This is a genomic window from Microvirga vignae, from assembly GCF_001017175.1.
GTDB lineage: Bacteria > Pseudomonadota > Alphaproteobacteria > Rhizobiales > Beijerinckiaceae > Microvirga > Microvirga vignae.
The window spans coordinates 30,402-48,190 of sequence record NZ_LCYG01000053.1; the positions used below are offsets into that span (position 1 = coordinate 30,402).

A 17,789-nucleotide genomic window follows, 5' to 3' on the forward strand; every position below is an offset into this window, starting at 1 on the left:
GACGCACTTTTGGGACCCATCCGATGCCCCCTTGTTTATCGGCGCATCGTCTGGCGCGGAAAACCGGGTCCACTTTTCCGCACGATGCGCTAGAGAGAGGCTCTACATTATTGGAAAATTCCCTCAAGGCCAGCTACCTTGTGGGGAAGGGCAGCCATGCCGTGGAAGCAGCCGGAAAACGCCCAGGGAGGGTGTCATGACGATCGCATTCCCCAAGCCGGATGAGGCCATTCTGGCCCGTCGCAAGGACATCATCGAGGGCTTGAGCCGGCTCGTGGCCTCCGAGGCCCTGATCGTGTCCGAGGATGAGCGCCGGGCCTTCGAGACCGACGGCCTGACCGCCTATCGCCAGATGCCGCTGGCCGTGGTGCTGCCGTCATCGACGGAGGAGGTCTCCGCCATCATGCGATTCTGCCATGAGCACGGGGTGAAGGTGGTGCCTCGCGGGGCCGGAACCTCGCTCTGCGGCGGGGCAATTCCGCAAGAGGATGCCATCGTGCTCGGCGTCGCCAAGATGAACCGGGTGCTGGATGTCAATTTCGAGGGCCGCACGGCCCGGGTGCAGTCCGGTATCACCAATCTCGGGATCAGCCAGGCCGTGGCCTATGAGGGATTCTTCTACGCCCCCGACCCGTCGAGCCAGCTCGCCTGCACGATCGCCGGCAACATCGCCATGAATTCCGGCGGCGCGCATTGCCTGAAATATGGCGTGACCACCAACAACCTGCTTGGCGTCACCATGGTGCTGCTCGACGGCACGGTGGTGGAGATCGGCGGCGAGCATCTCGACAGCCCCGGCTATGATCTGCTCGGCCTCATCTGCGGCTCGGAAGGCCAGCTCAGCGTCGTCACTGAAGCAGTCGTGCGCATCCTTCGTTCGGCGGAAGGCGCGCGACCTGCGCTCTTCGGCTTCGAGAAGGTGGAGGATGCAGGCGCCTGCGTTGCGGCGATCATCGGGGCCGGCATCATTCCGGTCGCGCTCGAATACATGGACAAGCCTGCGATCCAGATCTGCGAGGCTTTCGCCCATGCAGGTTACCCGCTCGAAGTGGAGGCCATGCTGATCGTGGAGGTCGAAGGCTCGGATCAGGAGATCGACGACATGCTCAGACGCATCGTGGCGATTGCTGAACCCTTCAAGCCGAAGACGATGAAGGTCTCGCAATCGGAGGCTGAAAGCGCCGCGATCTGGAAGGGCCGCAAGTCGGCCTTCGGCGCCACGGGACGTGTGGCGGATTACATCTGCATGGACGGCACGATTCCCACGGGTCAGTTGCCTTACGTGCTCAAGCGCATCGACGAGATCGTAAAATCCTACGGCCTCGCCGTCGCCAACGTGTTCCATGCAGGCGACGGCAACCTGCATCCGCTCGTCATGTTCAACACGAACGTACCCGGCGAGATGGAGAAGGCAGAAAAGGCTGGCGAGGACATTCTCAAGCTCTGCGTGGAAGTCGGCGGCTGCCTCACCGGCGAGCACGGCGTCGGCATCGAGAAACGCGATCTGATGACATACCAGTTCAGCGAAACCGATCTCGCGCAGCAGATGCGCGTGCGCGGCGTGTTCGATCCGCGCTGGCTGCTCAACCCGGCTAAAGTGTTTCCCCTTGAAGGAAGGCTCGCGGCGTGACCAATCATTTTCCCCGCGACGAGCAGGAAACCTCTGCGATCATCCGTGACGCTTCCGAAAAAGGCATCCTGCTCAGCCTTTCCGGCCAGAGCACCAAGGCCGAGATGGGGCGCCCCAACCAGACGGACGCCTCGATTTCTTCCTCCGCGCTGACGGGCATTACGCTCTACGAGCCTGCGGAAATGGTGATCTCCGCGCACAGCGGGACGCCCGTGTCCGAGGTCGTGCGCACGTTGGCCGGGAAGGGGCAGGAGCTGCCCTTCGAACCGATGGATTATCGCCCGCTGCTCGGCACGAAGGCGGAGCCCACCATCGGCGCGGTGGCGGCCATGAACCTCTCCGGCCCGCGTCGCATCATGGCGGGTGCCGCGCGTGACAGCCTGATCGGTGTGCGCTTCGTCAATGGACGCGGCGACGTGGTGAAGTCCGGCGGACGCGTGATGAAGAACGTCACGGGCCTCGACCTTGTGAAGCTGATGGCCGGCTCCTGGGGCACGCTCGGCTTCCTCACCGAAGTGACCTTCAAGGTGCTTCCCAAACAGGAGCGCATGACGACGCTCGTGCTGCGCGGCCTCAAGGATGCTCAAGCCGTCGAGGCACTCTCGCAGGCGCTCGGTTCGCCTTACGACGTGACGGGTGCCGCCCACATTCCGGGGCGTGACAGGCCGGGCGCGAGCACGCTGATCCGGCTCGAAGGATTCTCGGTCTCTGTCGATTACCGGCTCGGCGAGCTGCGCCGCCTGCTCAAGCGCTTCGGCGGATCCACCGATGTCCTGGAGGGTAGGGGGGCGGAAGCCGTGTGGCAATCCGTGCGCGACGCGACAGTGCTCACCAATGGCGCAGATCGCGCGATCTGGCGTGTCTCGACGGCGCCGACCAAGGGGCCCGAGTTCACGAAGCGGATCGCGCAATCGATCGAAGCGCAGTGGTTCTATGACTGGGGTGGCGGCCTCATCTGGATTTCGACTCCGCTGAGCGGTGGCGCAGGCTCTTCCGTTCTGCGGGAAGCCACTCAGGAACTCGGCGGTCATGCCACGCTTGTTCGCGCGCCGGCCGAAACCCGCTCGGCCATCGACGTGTTCGAGCCGCAGAACGAGACGCTGATGACGCTGACGAAAGGCATCAAGGCTTCCTTCGATCCGTCCGGAATTCTCAATCCGGGCCGGATGTATGCGGGTGTCTGAGATGGCCGTGAAGAGGCTGTTGTCGGGTACTGGATCCACGACAATCCCGCCCTCAATATCATCATGCTGATCCATCCGATTGATGCCATCAACCAGTGGCAATCGGCGATCCGAGATAAAACGATGCAAACGAATTTCACGCCTGATCAGCTCAAAGATCCAGCAATGGCTTCGTCGGAGAAAATTCTCCGCACCTGTGTCCATTGCGGCTTCTGCACGGCGACCTGCCCGACTTACCTGCTCCTCGGTGACGAACTCGATTCACCGCGTGGGCGCATTTATCTCATCAAGGACATGCTGGAGAGCGGCAAGCCTGCTTCGCCCGAGGTGGTGAAGCATATCGACCGCTGCCTGTCGTGCCTGTCCTGCATGACCACCTGTCCGTCGGGCGTGCACTACATGCATCTCGTCGACCACGCCCGCGCCTATATCGAGGCGACCTATACACGGCCTGGGCATGACCGGCTTCTGCGCGGACTGCTCGCGCGCATCCTGCCCTATCCGAACCGCTTCCGCCTCGCGCTTGGTGCTGCGCTGCTGGCCAAGCCCTTCAAGGGGCTGATCGGCGCATTGCCGCTCCTCGGCAGCCGCCTGCAGGCCATGATCGAGCTCGCGCCGGCCCGAATGCCTCCCCGCTCACCCTTCGGCCAGCCGGGCACCTACAAGGCTGAAGGCGAGCGTCGTGGTCGCGTGGCTATTCTCTCCGGCTGCGCCCAGCCGGTGCTGAAACCCGGCTTCAACGAGGCGGCCATCCGCCTGCTCAATCGGCATGGCGTCGACGTCGTCCAGCCGAAGGGGGAGGGCTGTTGCGGCGCGCTCGTCCATCACATGGGACGGGACCAGCAGGGGCATGAATTCGCCAAGCGCAACATCGACGCCTGGATCGCCGAGATGGACGGGGAGGGATTGGATGCCATCATCATCACCGCCTCCGGCTGCGGCACGACGATCAAGGATTACGGCTTCATGTTCCGGGACGACCCGGCCTATGCCGAGAAGGCGGCCCGCGTCTCAAGTCTCGCCAAGGACGTCACGGAATATGTCCTGACTCTCGACCTGATGGAGCCGGTGCGGGAGACCGACCTCGTGGTAGCCTACCACTCTGCCTGCTCCATGCAGCACGGCCAAGCCATCCGCACCGAGCCCAAGACCCTGCTGAAGAGGGCGGGCTTTACGGTGAAGGATGTTCCGGAAGGGCATATCTGCTGCGGCTCGGCCGGCACCTACAACCTGCTCCAGCCCGAGATCGCCACCCAGCTCAGGGCCCGAAAGGTGGCCAATATCGAGCGCACCAAGCCGGACCTGATCGCCACCGGCAATATCGGCTGCATGACCCAGATCGGAAAAGGAACCGAGATCCCGATCGTCCATACGGTCGAGCTTCTGGATTGGGCGACCGGCGGGCCGATGCCTGAAACCCTTGCAAAGTCAGGCTTTCAGAGCCGTCTCTCGGCACCAGTGAGCGTTGACGCCGAGTAACTATGTCACATCAACAAGCAACGAAATTTTGTTTTCAACCGACCTGACTCTGGGTTAAAAGATGCCCAAAGTGTGACAAATAGGCGCAAAGGGGGCGGCACCATGTCTCCGGGTTGGACGTCTTTCAGAAACCGTTTCGGTGGCAAGAAGCCGGGTGAGGAGGTCGTCAGCGTCCTGCCTGTGCAGTCCGACGCAACGGCACCTATGGCTGCCGCCTCGGCCGTGATTCCTCAGGAGAAGGAGCCTATCGTGGTGCGCCCCAACGGTGCACTCGACACGGTGGGGCAAAAGAACGAACTGATCCGCGTTCGCTTCGCCAACATGATCGACCGGTTGGAGGAGATCCGCAGCCTGAAGGAGGATTTCGCCCTCCTGAGCGAACCGGTGAACGATCTCATCCGCAGCTATCCCCAGCTCCAGTCGCGCCTGTTGGAGACGGAAGCCGTGCTCAAGCAGGAGACCGAGACCACGGCGGCGCTCCGCCGTGAGCTGCACGATCTCGGCACCCTCCACGCCCGCACCGCGGACGATCTGTCCGCCACCGTCTCTCAGCTCCGAAAGGCCGAGGCCAGGACCCGCGAACAGGAATCCCACATCGAGGATCTTCGCCTCAATGTGAAGGACAAGGAGGCGATGGCTGCCGACCTTGAAAACCAGCTGGCGATCGAGACCGAGCGGGCTCGCAACATCACGGAAGAGAACCAGGCCCTTCGCCTGGAGGCGCAGGAAGCGGACCAGACGGTCGCCCGTGCCGAGCGCGAACTCATCGAGATCCGTGAGCGCAACGGCCTTCTTGATCACGAGGTGAAGCGCCTGCAGAAGGTGGCGGAGGAGCAGAACTATCGCCTCTCCAGCCTTACCAACCGCTATGGCGAGATGGAAACCCAGCTCGAGGGCACCCGCCAGCGCGCCTCCGAGCTCGAGACCAAGCTCATGGCCGAGCAGGTGCTGCGTCAGCGCCTCGAGACGCAGCTCGATTCCGAGCGCTCCTCGCACCAGACGGATCTCTCGGCGCTCGACATGAAGATCGAGGGCCTCAACTCGCGCCTCGCCGCCACTGACAAGATCCTGTCGCACACCCGCGACCAGCTGCGCGACAAGAACGAGGCGCTTCGCGGAGTCGAGCGCAGCCTCAAAGAGACCACCATCGAGAAGAATACCCTCGACCGCCGTCTCGAAGCGACCCAGCAGGAAGTCGAGCGCCAGGTGGCGATGGTCAACGAACTCCAGCGCTCGCGCATCGAGCTGCAGGAGCGCGTGGAGATGCTCAACAAGGCCATCGCGGCCAAGGACTTCCAGATCGAAAGCTCCGACAACAAGCTCGCAAGCCTCACCGAGCGCATCGACCAGCTCACCAAGCGTTTCGAGCAGGAGCGCGGCACGCTGGAGGCTGCCAATCGCCGCCTCACAGAAGAGCTGCAGAACGAGAAGGCCGAGCGTTCGCTCGTGCAGGGTGCCCTCGAGATTGCCCGCGAGAGCCGCATCAAGATCCAGAAGAAGTACATCGCGCTTCGGAAAAAAACCCGCCTCGACTCGCAGGAGGACGATGCCGGTCTCCTCGACAAGGACGAGGTCGAAACGAATGTCCATCCGCTGAAATCCACGGATGCCGAGTAAGACAAAAAAGCCCCGCCGATGCGGGGCTTTTGCTTTCAAGACGTTGCGACCGGGGCCGTAGGCCCTGGTATCAGATCGCTTTCACCAGGGCATGGCGTTTACGTCCTGCCGTGAGCATGAGGGCGCCGTCGCGCAGGTTAGCCCTCGTTGCCGTTGCGTTCTCGTCATCGACAGGTTCGCCATTCAGCTTGGCTCCACCGCCCTTGATCAGGCGACGCCCTTCGCTGCGCGATATGGCGAGGCCGGTCCGTTGAAGGAGAGTGGCCACAGGAATGCCGAGATCGAGTTCCTCAGCAGGAATCTCGATGCTGGGCAGTCCTTCAGGCCATGCTCCTTCAGTGAACGTGCGATGGGCCGTTTCTGCTGCTTCGCGTGCAGATCCCTCGCCGTGGGTCAGGCGCGTCACGTCGGTTGCGAGAATCCGCTTCGCCTCGTTGATATCCGATCCTTGCAGTTTGCCCATCCGCTGAATCTCGCCGAGCGGCAGCTCGGTGAAGAGGCGAAGGAAACGCGCAACATCGTCGTCCTCCGTGTTGCGCCAGAACTGCCAGAACTCGTAGGGGCTCAGGCGCTCGTTGTTGAGCCAGACCGCGCCTCCCGCCGTCTTGCCCATCTTGGTTCCTGACGATGTCGTCAGGAGAGGCGTCGTCAGGCCGAAGAGCTGCCGCTGGTCGATCCGCCGCGCCAACTCGATGCCGTTGACGATGTTGCCCCACTGATCCGACCCGCCCATCTGCAGCACGCAGGAATGACGGCGCGAGAGCTCAAGGAAATCGAAGGCCTGAAGCACCATGTAGTTGAATTCGAGAAGCGTCAGGGGCTGCTCGCGCTCGAGTCGCTGGCGCACGCTGTCGAAGGTCAGCATACGGTTGAGGGTGAAGTGCGTGCCGAAATCGCGCAGGAACGGCAGGTAGCGAAGCGGATCGAGCCAGTCGGCATTGTCCACCATCACGGCATCCGTCGGTCCGTCGCCGAAGGTGAGATATTGCGAGAACACCTTTCTCAGTCCGGCGATGTTGTGCGCGATCTGTGCATCGTCGAGCAGGGGACGGCTGGAGTCGCGAAAGCTCGGATCCCCGATCTGCGTCGTTCCTCCGCCGATCAGGATGATCGGCTTGTGCCCTGATTTCTGAAGCCAGCGTAAGGCCATGATCGGCAGAAGGTGCCCGGTATGCAGGCTGTCCGCCGTCGCGTCGAAGCCGACATAGGCCGTGATCGGTCCCGCGCCAAGCGCCGCATCGAGCGCTGCGAGATCGGTGCACTGATGGACGAAACCGCGCTCGGCGAGCGTCTTCAGAAAAGGTGAATGGGGTTGTGTCATTGGGGTCTCCTGGGCTTTTCGGGAAGCCGCAGACCGGAGACCGATCCCAGAAATGAAAACGCCGCCGGAATGCGGCGGCATGGATCGTGAGGTCGCAACCAAACGCAGCCGCCCTATGGGGACGGCGTATAATAGCTGACGAAGATGGTGCGGCCTGTGATCATGAGCGTGTTTCTACCGGTCTTGTTCTGTTGCGTCAATGGCTCACACGATTATGCAACGGTGTCCCGCCCTTGGCAGCTCATCGCGCAGCGCCACTTGTGCGGCAGGCAGGCTCTTGTTGAGAGAGGCAGAGCCGCCGCTTGCCAAGCTCGAGCATTGGCAGCACTCAAGGACTGCGCGAACATTGGCCGAACCCTTTTGGCAAAGGACACCAACGATGGCTCATCATCCTGCAATCGCTCCCAACCGTGTGGCCGTCATCACCGGAGCGGCGAGCGGCATCGGGCTCGCGGCGGCAAAGCGCTTTGCGGAACTCGGGCTCAAGGTCTGCCTCGCGGATCTTCCGGGCGAGGCTCTTCAGCGCGCCGCGCAGGAAGTGGCAGGCATCAACGGCACCCGGAACGTGATTGCCGTTCCCGCCGATGTCAGCCGCCGCGAGGATGTCGAGCGCCTGATAGAGAAGGTCGATGCAGCTTTCGGCGAAGTGGCCGTGCTGATGAACAATGCGGGCACCGAAGGCGGCGGTCAGCTCTTCGGCGATCCCCAGCGCTGGCAGGCCATTCTTCAAACCAATCTCTGGGGCGTCATCAACGGCGTGCAGGTCTTTGCGCCCGCCATGATCGCACAGGGTACGCCCTGCGCCATCATCAACACGGGCTCGAAGCAGGGAATCACCACGCCTCCCGGCGATACGGCCTATAACGTGTCCAAGGCCGGCGTGAAGGTGGTGACGGAGGCGCTGGCCCATGAGCTGCGCAACAAGCCGGATTGCAAAATGACGGCGCATCTCCTCATCCCGGGCTTCGTCTTCACGGGCTTCACCCGCGCAAGGGGCGTCACCGAGAAGCCCGCCGGTGCCTGGACGCCGGAAGAGGTCCTCGACTTCCTGCTGCCGGCTTTGGAACGCGGCGATTTCTATGTGCTCTGCCCGGACAACGAGACGACACGCGCGATGGACGAGAAGCGCATTCGCTGGGCTGCGGAGGACATCATCGAGAATCGCCCCGCGCTCTCCCGCTGGCATCCCGATTACAAGGATGCTTTCGCGAAGATGACGGATCAGAAATGAGCGGCGGTTTCGATCCGGCAGCCTTTCGTACGCAGGTCAGGCGTCTGCTTGATGAGCATGACCGCGCGTTTGGCGTCGCAGATGGGAGACATATCGTTCTGCGACGCCAGATTGAAAACGGGGATGACATTCACTCCCGCTCCACGTTTCCCGGGCACATCACGGCGTCGGCCTTCATTCTGGATGAAGCGGGCCGTCGCATCCTGCTGATCCATCACCGCTCTCTTGCACGCTGGCTGCAGCCGGGCGGGCACTACGAGGCACCTGAGAGCCTCGAGGTTTCCGCCTTGCGTGAAGCCTTCGAGGAAACGGGCGTTCAGAATCTCGTGATCGATCCGTGGCATCAGGCCTCGCGTCTTCCCATCGATATCGATAGCCACCTCATTCCGGCCCGGCCTCAGAAGGGTGAGCCCGAGCATTGGCATCACGACATCCGTTACATCGTGAGAGCGCAGGAGGGAGGCGTCAGCCCCGATCTGGCGGAGGTCCATGGTGCGGAATGGCGCGATGTGGCCGAGCTGGAAGGCATTGCACCGGATGCCCTGCGGAATTTGCGCAAGCTTGGCCTTGTTCGCCCCTAACAAAACACGAAGCCGCGCTTACATGAGGGGTCAATGGTCCATGCGCGAAGGAGGTTTGCCATGAACGATCAGGAACGCGAGGTCATTGCCGATATCTTCCGACGGCTCGAACAGGTGGCGAACCAGCCCCGCGATCCGGAGGCCGAGCGCTTCATCGCCGAGAAGCTGCGCCAGCAGCCCTATGCGCCCTATGCCATGGCGCAGGCGATCTTCGTGCAGGAGCAGGCGCTGGCGAGACTCCAGGAAGAAAACGATCACTTGCGTGCCGATCTGGAGCACGCGAGCCGTCAGCCGCAGCAGGGCGGCTTCCTCTCCAGCATCTTCGGTGGCGGAGCGCGCCCGCCGGGTCCGGCCTACAACACGCCGCCCGCTCGCCGCGCGTCGCCGTGGGGCACGCCGCAGCAACCTCCGATGCATCAGTCCTATGGTGCCCCAGGTTCTTGGGGCGGCGGCATGATGCAGCCGCGTGGCGGCGGTTTCCTGCAGACCGCACTTTCTACGGCGGCCGGCGTCGCGGGTGGCATGATGATCGCCAATGCTTTGTCCCATGCCTTCGGTGGTGACGAGAATCCTGCCGAGGCAGGACAGTCGGCTCTTGCCGATCTCGGCAACGATCAAGGCGGCAATACCGACTTGGCCGGCATTTCGGATTCCCTGTATGAGAACCCTGATCAGAACCGCGACGACTTCTCCGACTTCGGCGGTGATGCCGGAGATGATGGCGACTGGGCCTGATCGCGTAAGCTCGAATGCTTCTTGCGTCATCCCCGGCCTTGTGCCGGGGATCCACGTCTTGGGAGCCGCAACGACTTAAAGACGTGGATGGCCGGCACAAGGCCGGCCACGACGATGAGAGTCATGACGATGCTTAGATCACGATGACGGGTGTTCCGACTCTCACGCGGCTGTAGAGATCCACCACGTCCTCGTTGAGCATGCGGATGCAGCCGGAAGAGACAGCCTGTCCAATCGTGTGTGGCTCGTTGGTGCCGTGGATGCGGTAGAGCGACGAGCCGAGATAGAGCGCACGCGCGCCGAGGGGATTGTCCGGGCCGCCTTCCATGTACCGCGGCAGGTCGGGGCGACGGCGCAGCATCTCTGCCGGCGGGCGCCAGTCGGGCCATTCGCGCTTCATCGAAACGGTCTTGCGACCGGCCCATTCGAAGCCCGGACGGCCGACCCCGATGCCATAGCGGATCGCGCGTCCGCCCTCCTGCACGAGATAGAGGAACTTCTCGTTCGTATCGACGACGATCGTGCCCGGGCGCTCCGTGCCGCGATAGGACACGATCTGCCGCTGGAACTGCGGCGCAATCGCATAGTCGATGCTGTTGTCGTAGCCGGAATCCTCATAGGTCTGCGGCAGCGTTGCAACGCGCGTGCCGGCACGTACGGAGCCCGTCGTGGCGGGATAGCCGCGTGAGGCCGGACGCGTCACGAGGGGATAATCCTCGCCGTAGCCATCCTGCGTGCGGGCGTAAGGATAATCGTATTCCGAGGAGATGTAGGTATTGCCATAGTAATGCCCGCCGCCATAGGCGTACTGAGCCGATCCGGAGGTTGGCATCAGGGCGACAAAAAGCATTGCGGTGCAAGGGATCCAAGCGCGCATCGAAGCATCCTGTTCATGTGGTTTGCTTCAATAACGGCAAGCGCGGCGTTTGTTTCCGCCAAGCTCCGCAAAAATGCATGAATTCTTATCTTCCTCCTTTTCTGTCGACAGTGCAAAACGGCGGATGAAGCGACTGCCGAATTGCTGTAAGAACTTCGCTCTTCTGCGAAAGCTCTCATCCTGAGAGCTCGCGCCTCACATCGTCGTGATCTTAAATGCAATACGGTCCCGCCCTGCGGGCTGCCGCGGGCATCGCGGTTCTGTCCGTCATGGATGCGGTCATCAAAGGGATGTCCGCCTATTACCCGACCTTCCAGGTCACCTTCCTGCGCTTTGCCTGCGGGACCATCGTCGCGACCGGCGTGGTCGCCGTCATGCAACCGGGCTGGCCGAGCCGCGAGACGGTGCAGGCGAATGTGCTGCGCTCCGTCACGGCGGTCGTCACGGCAGTCAGCTTCTTCTATGCGCTGGGTCAGCTGCCTCTGGCGGAAACGCTTGTTCTCTCATTCCTCTCGCCCATGTTCATCGCGCTCTTCGGGCTGCTCATGCTGAAAGAGCGGGTGGACCCAAGGATCGTCGCAGCCATCGCCATCGGCTTCGGCGGCACGCTTGTGGTCGTGCTGGGACAGACGGAGGAGGCGGGAGCTACCCGCTCCTGGATGGGCGTTGGCGCTGCACTGTTGTCTGCCGTCACTTACGCCTTAAGCCTTGTTCTGCTGCGCCAGCGGGCCCAGCGGGACAAGTTCCTGCATATCGTCTATTTCCAGAATATCGGCCCGGCTCTTCTCGTCCTGCCTTTCGGCCTTTGGGCCTGGCAGCCCCTGAAAGTGGTGCATCTTGCCTGGTTCATGCTCATGGGCGTTCTCGGGATCATCGGCCACGTGCTCATGGCAACCGCCTATGCGAAGGCCGAGGCCGCCCGGCTCGCGCCCCTGGAATACACGGCCCTGATCTGGGCCATTTTCATCGGCTATGGGGTGTTCAGCGAGGTTCCTACGCTTGCGACCCTCGGGGGAGGACTCCTCATCGTGGCCGCGGCCATGCTGACCACCCGGCGCTAATAGTATTATTCGCGGGTATTGCGGTCGCTAGTCTCGGTTTCCTGGATGATTGCCAGGGCTTCTTCGATGAAGCCTTGGATGTCGAACGGAATATCGCCGTCTTCGAAGCGGTTGGTCACGGCTGAAAGGGACGCAATCACTGCCATCTTACTGGGATGCGCCACCACAGGTTCAGACCCGTAATCGTCGTCGACAGTAGCCCACTCGAAGCCAGCTGCGCGGACGAGCTCGTCTCCGATCAGGACCCCAATTGCCTCCTGGTCCCCGATGGCGTCATCTGCCACGGTTCTGCAGTCGAGGAGGCGTTGCGCACTTTCAATAGAGGCAGGAGAGATCAGACGTGCCAGAAGAGCCCGGCGATCAGCCAGGAGTGCAGCATGGTCATCCCAGAGGGGCTGATAGAGAGGATGGTTCGCCATAGCTGAAGGTTATTGAATAAAGTTTCGGTTTAATCAAGCTCATCAGTCAGCCTTGACTCTCCCCAAACACCTCCTTATCTCGCTTCCGCGTTAGCACTCGTCTCCCGACAGTGCTAACAGGGATAAGACCAGGGCGCGGCCATCGGGGCCGCGTTAACAGTCAAAGGGGAAGTTCCATGAAGTTCCGTCCGCTGCACGACCGCGTTGTCGTCCGCCGCATCGAGGCCGAAGAGAAGACGGCCGGCGGCATCATCATCCCGGACACCGCCAAGGAAAAGCCGCAGGAGGGCGAAGTCGTCGCCGTCGGCCCCGGCGCCCGCGATGAGACCGGCAAGGTCGTGGCTCTCGACGTGAAGGCCGGCGACCGCGTTCTGTTCGGCAAGTGGTCCGGCACCGAGGTGCGGATCGACGGTCAGGATCTCCTGATCATGAAGGAATCCGACATCATGGGCATCGTCGGCTAATTCAAGCCGATCCGATCCCCATCATACGATTTCCAACGATTTCCAATTTAACTGGAGGCTAAGCCCATGGCTGCCAAAGACGTTAAGTTTTCTTCCGAAGCCCGCGAGAAGATGCTGCGTGGCGTCGACATCCTCGCCGATGCGGTGAAGGTGACCCTCGGCCCGAAGGGCCGCAACGTGGTGATCGAGAAGTCCTTCGGCGCTCCGCGCATCACGAAGGACGGTGTCACCGTCGCCAAGGAGATCGAGCTTGCCGACAAGTTCGAGAACATGGGCGCGCAGATGGTCCGCGAGGTCGCCTCGAAGACCAACGACATCGCCGGCGACGGCACGACGACCGCGACGGTTCTGGCTCAGGCCATCGTTCGCGAAGGTGCCAAGGCGGTGGCCGCCGGCATGAACCCAATGGACCTCAAGCGCGGCATCGACCTCGCCACGGCCGAGGCTGTGAAAGACATTCAGGCTCGCGCCAAGAAGGTGAAGTCCTCCGATGAGGTCGCCCAGGTTGGCACGATTTCCGCCAACGGCGACGAGTTCATTGGCCGTGAGATCGCCAACGCCATGGCAAAGGTCGGCAACGAGGGTGTGATCACCGTCGAGGAAGCCAAGACCGCGGACACCGTCGTCGATATTGTTGAGGGCATGCAGTTCGACCGCGGCTATCTCTCGCCGTACTTCATCACCAATGCCGAGAAGATGGTGGCCGAGCTCGAGGATCCCTACATCCTCATCCACGAGAAGAAGCTCTCCTCGCTTCAGCCGATGCTGCCGATCCTCGAGGCCGTGGTGCAGACCGGCAAGCCGCTGCTCATCATTGCCGAGGACGTGGAAGGTGAGGCTCTCGCCACGCTCGTCGTCAACAAGCTGCGGGGCGGCCTGAAGATCGCGGCCGTGAAGGCGCCGGGCTTCGGTGATCGCCGCAAGGCCATGCTGGAAGACATCGCGACCCTGACCGCCGGACAGACGATCTCCGAAGACCTCGGCATCAAGCTCGAGACCGTATCTCTGCCGATGCTCGGCCGCGCCAAGCGCGTTCGCATCGACAAGGAAAACACCACGATCATCGACGGTGCCGGCAAGAAGCAGGACATCGAGGCGCGCGTGGCGCAGATCAAGGCGCAGATCGAGGAGACCACCTCGGACTACGACCGTGAGAAGCTGCAGGAGCGTCTGGCCAAGCTGGCCGGCGGCGTCGCGGTGATCCGCGTCGGCGGCGCGACCGAGGTCGAGGTGAAGGAGAAGAAGGACCGCGTGGACGACGCGCTCAACGCCACCCGTGCTGCGGTGGAAGAGGGCATCGTCCCCGGCGGCGGCACGGCTCTGCTGCGCGCCAAGGCTGCGGTTGCCAAGCTGAAGGCCGACAATGCCGATGTGCAGGCCGGCATCAAGATCGTGCTGCGCGCCCTCGAGGCTCCGATCCGCCAGATCGCCGAGAACGCCGGCGTCGAGGGTTCGATCGTGGTTGGCAAGATCAACGACAACGCGAAGTCCGACACTTTCGGCTTCAACGCTCAGACGGAAGAGTTCGTGGACATGCTCCAGGCCGGTATCGTCGATCCGGCGAAGGTCGTCCGCACGGCTCTGCAGGATGCCTCATCCGTGGCCGGCCTCCTGGTCACCACCGAGGCCATGGTCGCCGACGCTCCGAAGCGCGAAAGCGCTCCCGCGATGCCGGGCGGCGGCATGGGCGGCATGGGCGGCATGGACTTCTAAGTCCAGCGCTTCCGTAGAAACGAAGAGACCCCGGAGGAAACTCCGGGGTTTTTTTATTGGAGTTATGATTGCACGGTTTAGTATACTGATATAATATTAAATAACAAACCTAGGGGGAGGCTATGGCCGCCTATACCGGCAATGCTTTGAATTCGCGGCTCCCGGCGCCGCCTCCCGTCGTCGAGACGAGCCTCATCTTGAAGGGAAGAGAGAAGGCGGACATGCTTCTCGGCCGGAAAGGCAATGACTATCTCAACGGTGACCTGGGCAACGACAAGCTGACAGGCGGCAAGGGAGCCGATGTCTTTGCCTTCACCACCAGGGCCGGCAAGGCCAATGTTGATCAGATCATGGACTTCGCCAAGGAGGATATCATCGTCCTGGCGTCGAATGTTTTTACTGGCCTGAGGAAAGGCGGTCTCTCAAAAGATGCCTTTCAGGTTGGGACGAAAGCCTTTCAGCACGATGACCGGATCATCTACAACATCAAGACAGGTGACGTGCTCTATGACGCAGACGGGTCCGGCACGAAATACGCGGCGGTCACGTTCGCTCACCTGACGGCCGGCAGCGCTCTTGCGGCAAGCGACTTCCTCGTCTTCTGAGTGCCGCTTTCGAGTGTTGCGCTATTAATCGCATTCAGCAAAAAGCCCCGGAGGAAGCTCCGGGGCTCGTTTGTTGCCGCTTTGAGCAACGGCCGTCGTCATTGCGCGAGATTTCCATGATACTTGCATATGCAAGTATCATGGAATGGAATAATATGTGCCATATGACGAAACCATCATACATTGCGATGCTCAACCTGCTTCGGGCGAACGCTCTTATGGAAGAGCGCCTTGCTGGGGAACTCGCTTCCGTGCACGGCATCGATATCAACGAGGCCATGCTGTTGATGCACCTTGCACGGGCACCCTTGAACAGGCTCTCCCGGATTGATCTTGCCAAGCGCTTGCACCTCAGCGCCTCCACCGTCACACGCATGACGGCACCGATGGAAAAGACCGGCCTCGTCACACGTCAGCCCGATCCACGGGATGCCAGGCTCGCTTATGTTGTTCTGACAAAGGCAGGACTGAAGCTGGTGGCGGATGTTCGCACCACACTTGAATCCCGCTCAGCAGATTTCTTCCGCGACAGATGGACGAGTGAGGAAATTTCGATACTGGCAGGGTTTCTCGCGCGCCTGACTGCAAACGAGCCTGGAGAGCCCATCTGATTGTCGGCTCAGCCGGTGCCGGCAAGACAACCTACGCGATGAATTTGGCGGACAGAATCGGCGGAATCCGGTTCTCAATCGATGAATGGATGGTAACTCTGTTTGCCGCCGACATGTCACGTCCCCTCGAACCATCCTGGATCTGGGAGCGTGTCGGACGCTGCGAGACCATGACCTCTAGCATGGCTCTGCAAGTTGTTGAGCGCGGTGCGCCTGTCATTCTTGATCTGGGTTTCCAGCGCATGGAGCAGCGCAGGACGATGGCCGAACATTTCAGAGGCAAGAGCTTCGATGTTCAGCTGCATTGGTTGGATGTCGATGTTGAAGAACGCTGGAACAGAGTGAGCGCACGTAACGATCAGCAAGGTGCTACTTATAAGCTCACTGTCACAAAACCGATGTTCGATTTCATAGAGACGCGTTGGGAGGCTCCGACATCGAATGAACTTCTGGCAATGAACGGCTCTCGCATAGGATAGAAGCAGTTCTCGGCCATGATAAGGAGTGGGCCCCGGATTTCTCCGGGGCTTTTTCGTTTCGAATGATGGGAATTACGCCACCTGCTTCAGGCCTTCGGCCACCAGCGCTTCCTGCACCTTCGGGCGCGAGGCCACGCGGGCCTGGAACGCGCTTAAGTGTTCGAAGGACGATATGTCGATGGCGTGGAAGTTCGTCCAGTTCACGACCGTGAAGAGATAGGCGTCGGCAATCGTGAAGGCCTCTCCCATCAGGAACGGCTGCTTCGCCAGGATCTCGTCGAGATAGGCGAAACGGCTGGCAAGGCGATCCTTCGCGGCGGTCTTCACGGCCTCCGGGGTGGCAGGGTTCCAGAGCGGGACGAAGCCCTTGTGAACCTCCGAGCTGATGAAGGTGAGCCACTCGATGAGGCGGTAGCGCTCCGTGGTGCCGTGGGCCGGTGCGAGCCCGGCGTCGGGCTGCTGGTCGGCGAGATACTGGATGATCGCAGCCGCTTCCGTGAGCAGGGAGCCGTCCTTCAGAGCGATGGCGGGCACGTAGCCCTTCGGGTTGATCGCGCGGAAGTTCTGGCCGGTCTCGGTGAGGTGCTTCGAGAGATCCACCTTCTCAAGAGTGATCGGAAGACCGGCCTCGCGGGCCACGATGTGCGGAGCGAGCGAGCAGGCGCCGGGGGTGTAGTAGAGCTTCATCACTTGGTCCTTGATGGAAGGAGGGATCAGGCCGCTGGCTTCAGCGAAGCCGGGCTAGTGAGAAGGGGGAGGCGGGAGGACGGGCTCAGCGCATGGGCGCCATCGCCCAGAAGAGCCTGTGCCACCGAGAGCACGATCAGGTACAGCGGATATTCCCAGCCGCCCCCAGGAGCGGAGAAGACCCAGCCGTTGCCGATATGGACCCAGGTCGCACCGGCGAGGACCGGCAGGAGGGCCAGGGCGACCCAACGGCTCTGCACACCAAGAACCAGCAGGATGCCGCCGATCAGCTCGGCGAAGAAGGTGGCATAGGCGAGGAAAGCCGGAAGGCCGAGGGACTCGAAGTATTGCGCCGTGCCCGCCAGGGTGAAGGTCATGTATTTCAGAACCAGGCCATGGGCGATGAACATGACTCCCAGGGAGGCGCGGAGGAGGAGAATGCCATAGGCGGTGCTGGAAGAGGTTGTGTTGTTCGACATCGGAAAACTCCATGCAGATGCATGAATATTCATATGCACTTGCATGGAAATGTCAAATATGATGCAATTGCATAGAAACAGGAGATGCTTTGCCGTGGTGCAAGACATGCAGGAACCATCGGACGCCGTGACCGACGCCTGGGTCTGCCTGGTCCGGGCGGAGAGGGAAGTGGTGGGCCAGATCGAGGCGGAGCTGAAAGGCGCCGGTTTTCCCTGCCTGTCCTGGTACGATGTGCTCCGGCATCTGAAGCGCCAGCCCGATGGCCGTTCCTCCCCGAAGGAGATCGAGGACGCGGTGCTGTTCGAGCAGTACAACCTCTCCCGTCTTCTGGACCGCATGGAGACGGACGGGCTCGTGCGCCGCATTCCCTATCCCGGTGACAAGCGGCGGCAATGGGTCGAGATCACGGACGCGGGGCGGGCGCTCCAGCGGCGCATGTGGGGCGTTTATGGTCCGGCCATCAACCGCTTTGTCGGTTGTAAGCTGACCGCGGCGGAGGCGGAGCAACTGGCCTCTCTGCTGCTGAAACTGATGCAGCCCAAGAAGGATTAGGGCCAAGAACGAACTGGCAAGAACGAACTGGACTGACGGGCGTTCATAGGAGAAGGCGGCTAA

General features: G+C 61.8%; 19 protein-coding genes and 1 pseudogene. 15 read left to right on the forward strand and 5 right to left on the reverse strand.

Features of this window, described 5'->3' with window-relative positions:
* Nucleotides 1-196 precede the first annotated feature (196 nt).
* From AA309_RS19290 to AA309_RS19305, 5 genes and pseudogenes are all read left to right on the forward strand, one after another.
* Nucleotides 197-1,630, forward strand: a complete 1,434-nt coding sequence (locus AA309_RS19290) for an FAD-linked oxidase C-terminal domain-containing protein (RefSeq protein ID WP_047190645.1) — start codon at nt 197-199, stop codon at nt 1,628-1,630.
* Nucleotides 1,627-2,814 (forward strand): FAD-binding protein, encoded by a 1,188-nt coding sequence (locus AA309_RS19295; protein WP_047190646.1) that lies wholly within the window; start codon nt 1,627-1,629, stop codon nt 2,812-2,814. The genes AA309_RS19290 and AA309_RS19295 overlap by 4 nt, the downstream gene beginning before the upstream one ends.
* Nucleotides 2,815-2,838: 24 nt before the next feature.
* Nucleotides 2,839-2,910 (forward strand): annotated as a pseudogene (locus AA309_RS37790) (hypothetical protein); the annotation flags it as partial.
* A gap of 27 nt (nt 2,911-2,937) precedes the next feature.
* Nucleotides 2,938-4,293, forward strand: a complete 1,356-nt coding sequence (gene glcF, locus AA309_RS19300; RefSeq protein ID WP_047190709.1) for a glycolate oxidase subunit GlcF — start codon at nt 2,938-2,940, stop codon at nt 4,291-4,293.
* A gap of 102 nt (nt 4,294-4,395) precedes the next feature.
* Nucleotides 4,396-5,910 (forward strand): hypothetical protein, encoded by a 1,515-nt coding sequence (locus tag AA309_RS19305; protein WP_052954857.1) that lies wholly within the window; start codon nt 4,396-4,398, stop codon nt 5,908-5,910.
* A gap of 70 nt (nt 5,911-5,980) precedes the next feature.
* Here AA309_RS19305 and tyrS read toward each other — a convergent pair whose 3' ends face one another.
* Nucleotides 5,981-7,231: a tyrosine--tRNA ligase gene (gene tyrS / locus AA309_RS19310; protein ID WP_047190647.1), complete on the reverse strand. Its 1,251-nt coding sequence runs from the start codon at nt 7,229-7,231 to the stop codon at nt 5,981-5,983.
* Nucleotides 7,232-7,610: 379 nt separating this feature from the next.
* Between tyrS and AA309_RS19315 the strand changes: the two genes are divergently transcribed.
* From AA309_RS19315 to AA309_RS19325, 3 genes are read left to right on the forward strand one after another with little or no spacing between them, the layout of a single operon-like run.
* Complete coding sequence (locus AA309_RS19315) at nt 7,611-8,462, forward strand: SDR family NAD(P)-dependent oxidoreductase (RefSeq protein WP_047190648.1); 852 nt, start codon at nt 7,611-7,613, stop codon at nt 8,460-8,462.
* Nucleotides 8,459-9,043 carry an NUDIX hydrolase gene (locus AA309_RS19320; protein WP_047190649.1) on the forward strand — a complete coding sequence of 195 codons (585 nt, stop codon included), beginning with the start codon at nt 8,459-8,461 and terminating at the stop codon, nt 9,041-9,043. Before AA309_RS19315 ends, AA309_RS19320 begins: the two co-directional genes overlap by 4 nt.
* Nucleotides 9,044-9,103: 60 nt before the next feature.
* The gene (locus tag AA309_RS19325; protein WP_047190650.1) at nt 9,104-9,778 is read left to right on the forward strand and encodes a DUF2076 domain-containing protein; all 675 of its coding nucleotides are present in this window, start codon (nt 9,104-9,106) and stop codon (nt 9,776-9,778) included.
* Between the two features lie 133 nt (nt 9,779-9,911).
* Here AA309_RS19325 and AA309_RS19330 read toward each other — a convergent pair whose 3' ends face one another.
* The gene (locus AA309_RS19330) at nt 9,912-10,655 is read right to left on the reverse strand and encodes a L,D-transpeptidase (RefSeq protein ID WP_047190651.1); all 744 of its coding nucleotides are present in this window, start codon (nt 10,653-10,655) and stop codon (nt 9,912-9,914) included.
* 215 nt (nt 10,656-10,870) lie between these two features.
* On the opposite strand from AA309_RS19330, the gene AA309_RS19335 reads away from it, so the two are divergent.
* Nucleotides 10,871-11,716 carry a DMT family transporter gene (locus AA309_RS19335; protein WP_047190652.1) on the forward strand — a complete coding sequence of 282 codons (846 nt, stop codon included), beginning with the start codon at nt 10,871-10,873 and terminating at the stop codon, nt 11,714-11,716.
* 5 nt (nt 11,717-11,721) lie between these two features.
* Here AA309_RS19335 and AA309_RS19340 read toward each other — a convergent pair whose 3' ends face one another.
* The gene (locus tag AA309_RS19340) at nt 11,722-12,135 is read right to left on the reverse strand and encodes a DUF3806 domain-containing protein (protein ID WP_047190653.1); all 414 of its coding nucleotides are present in this window, start codon (nt 12,133-12,135) and stop codon (nt 11,722-11,724) included.
* Nucleotides 12,136-12,311: 176 nt separating this feature from the next.
* Here AA309_RS19340 and groES point away from each other — a divergent pair, with 176 nt between their 5' ends.
* From groES to AA309_RS19365, 5 genes are all read left to right on the forward strand, one after another.
* Nucleotides 12,312-12,599, forward strand: coding sequence for a co-chaperone GroES (gene groES, locus AA309_RS19345; protein WP_047190654.1), 288 nt, complete (start codon nt 12,312-12,314; stop codon nt 12,597-12,599).
* A gap of 66 nt (nt 12,600-12,665) precedes the next feature.
* The gene (gene groL, locus AA309_RS19350) at nt 12,666-14,312 is read left to right on the forward strand and encodes a chaperonin GroEL (protein ID WP_047190655.1); all 1,647 of its coding nucleotides are present in this window, start codon (nt 12,666-12,668) and stop codon (nt 14,310-14,312) included.
* A 122-nt stretch (nt 14,313-14,434) separates the two neighbouring features.
* Nucleotides 14,435-14,917 (forward strand): calcium-binding protein, encoded by a 483-nt coding sequence (locus AA309_RS19355; RefSeq protein WP_052954858.1) that lies wholly within the window; start codon nt 14,435-14,437, stop codon nt 14,915-14,917.
* Nucleotides 14,918-15,081: 164 nt separating this feature from the next.
* Nucleotides 15,082-15,528 (forward strand): MarR family winged helix-turn-helix transcriptional regulator, encoded by a 447-nt coding sequence (locus AA309_RS19360; RefSeq protein ID WP_047190656.1) that lies wholly within the window; start codon nt 15,082-15,084, stop codon nt 15,526-15,528.
* Nucleotides 15,529-15,566: 38 nt separating this feature from the next.
* On the forward strand, nt 15,567-16,007 hold the full coding sequence (locus AA309_RS19365; protein WP_047190657.1) for a P-loop nucleotide/nucleoside kinase family protein: 441 nt from the start codon (nt 15,567-15,569) through the stop codon (nt 16,005-16,007).
* 72 nt (nt 16,008-16,079) lie between these two features.
* On the opposite strand, the gene gstA is transcribed toward AA309_RS19365, so the two are convergent.
* Together gstA and AA309_RS19375 are read right to left on the reverse strand one after the other, a co-directional pair.
* Nucleotides 16,080-16,694 carry a glutathione transferase GstA gene (gene gstA / locus AA309_RS19370; RefSeq protein WP_047190658.1) on the reverse strand — a complete coding sequence of 205 codons (615 nt, stop codon included), beginning with the start codon at nt 16,692-16,694 and terminating at the stop codon, nt 16,080-16,082.
* Nucleotides 16,695-16,720: 26 nt separating this feature from the next.
* Entirely contained in the window at nt 16,721-17,173 is a 453-nt protein-coding gene (locus tag AA309_RS19375; RefSeq protein ID WP_047190659.1) for a DoxX family protein, read from the reverse strand.
* Between the two features lie 106 nt (nt 17,174-17,279).
* On the opposite strand from AA309_RS19375, the gene AA309_RS19380 reads away from it, so the two are divergent.
* Nucleotides 17,280-17,726, forward strand: a complete 447-nt coding sequence (locus AA309_RS19380) for a MarR family winged helix-turn-helix transcriptional regulator (protein WP_047190660.1) — start codon at nt 17,280-17,282, stop codon at nt 17,724-17,726.
* Nucleotides 17,727-17,789 lie beyond the last annotated feature (63 nt).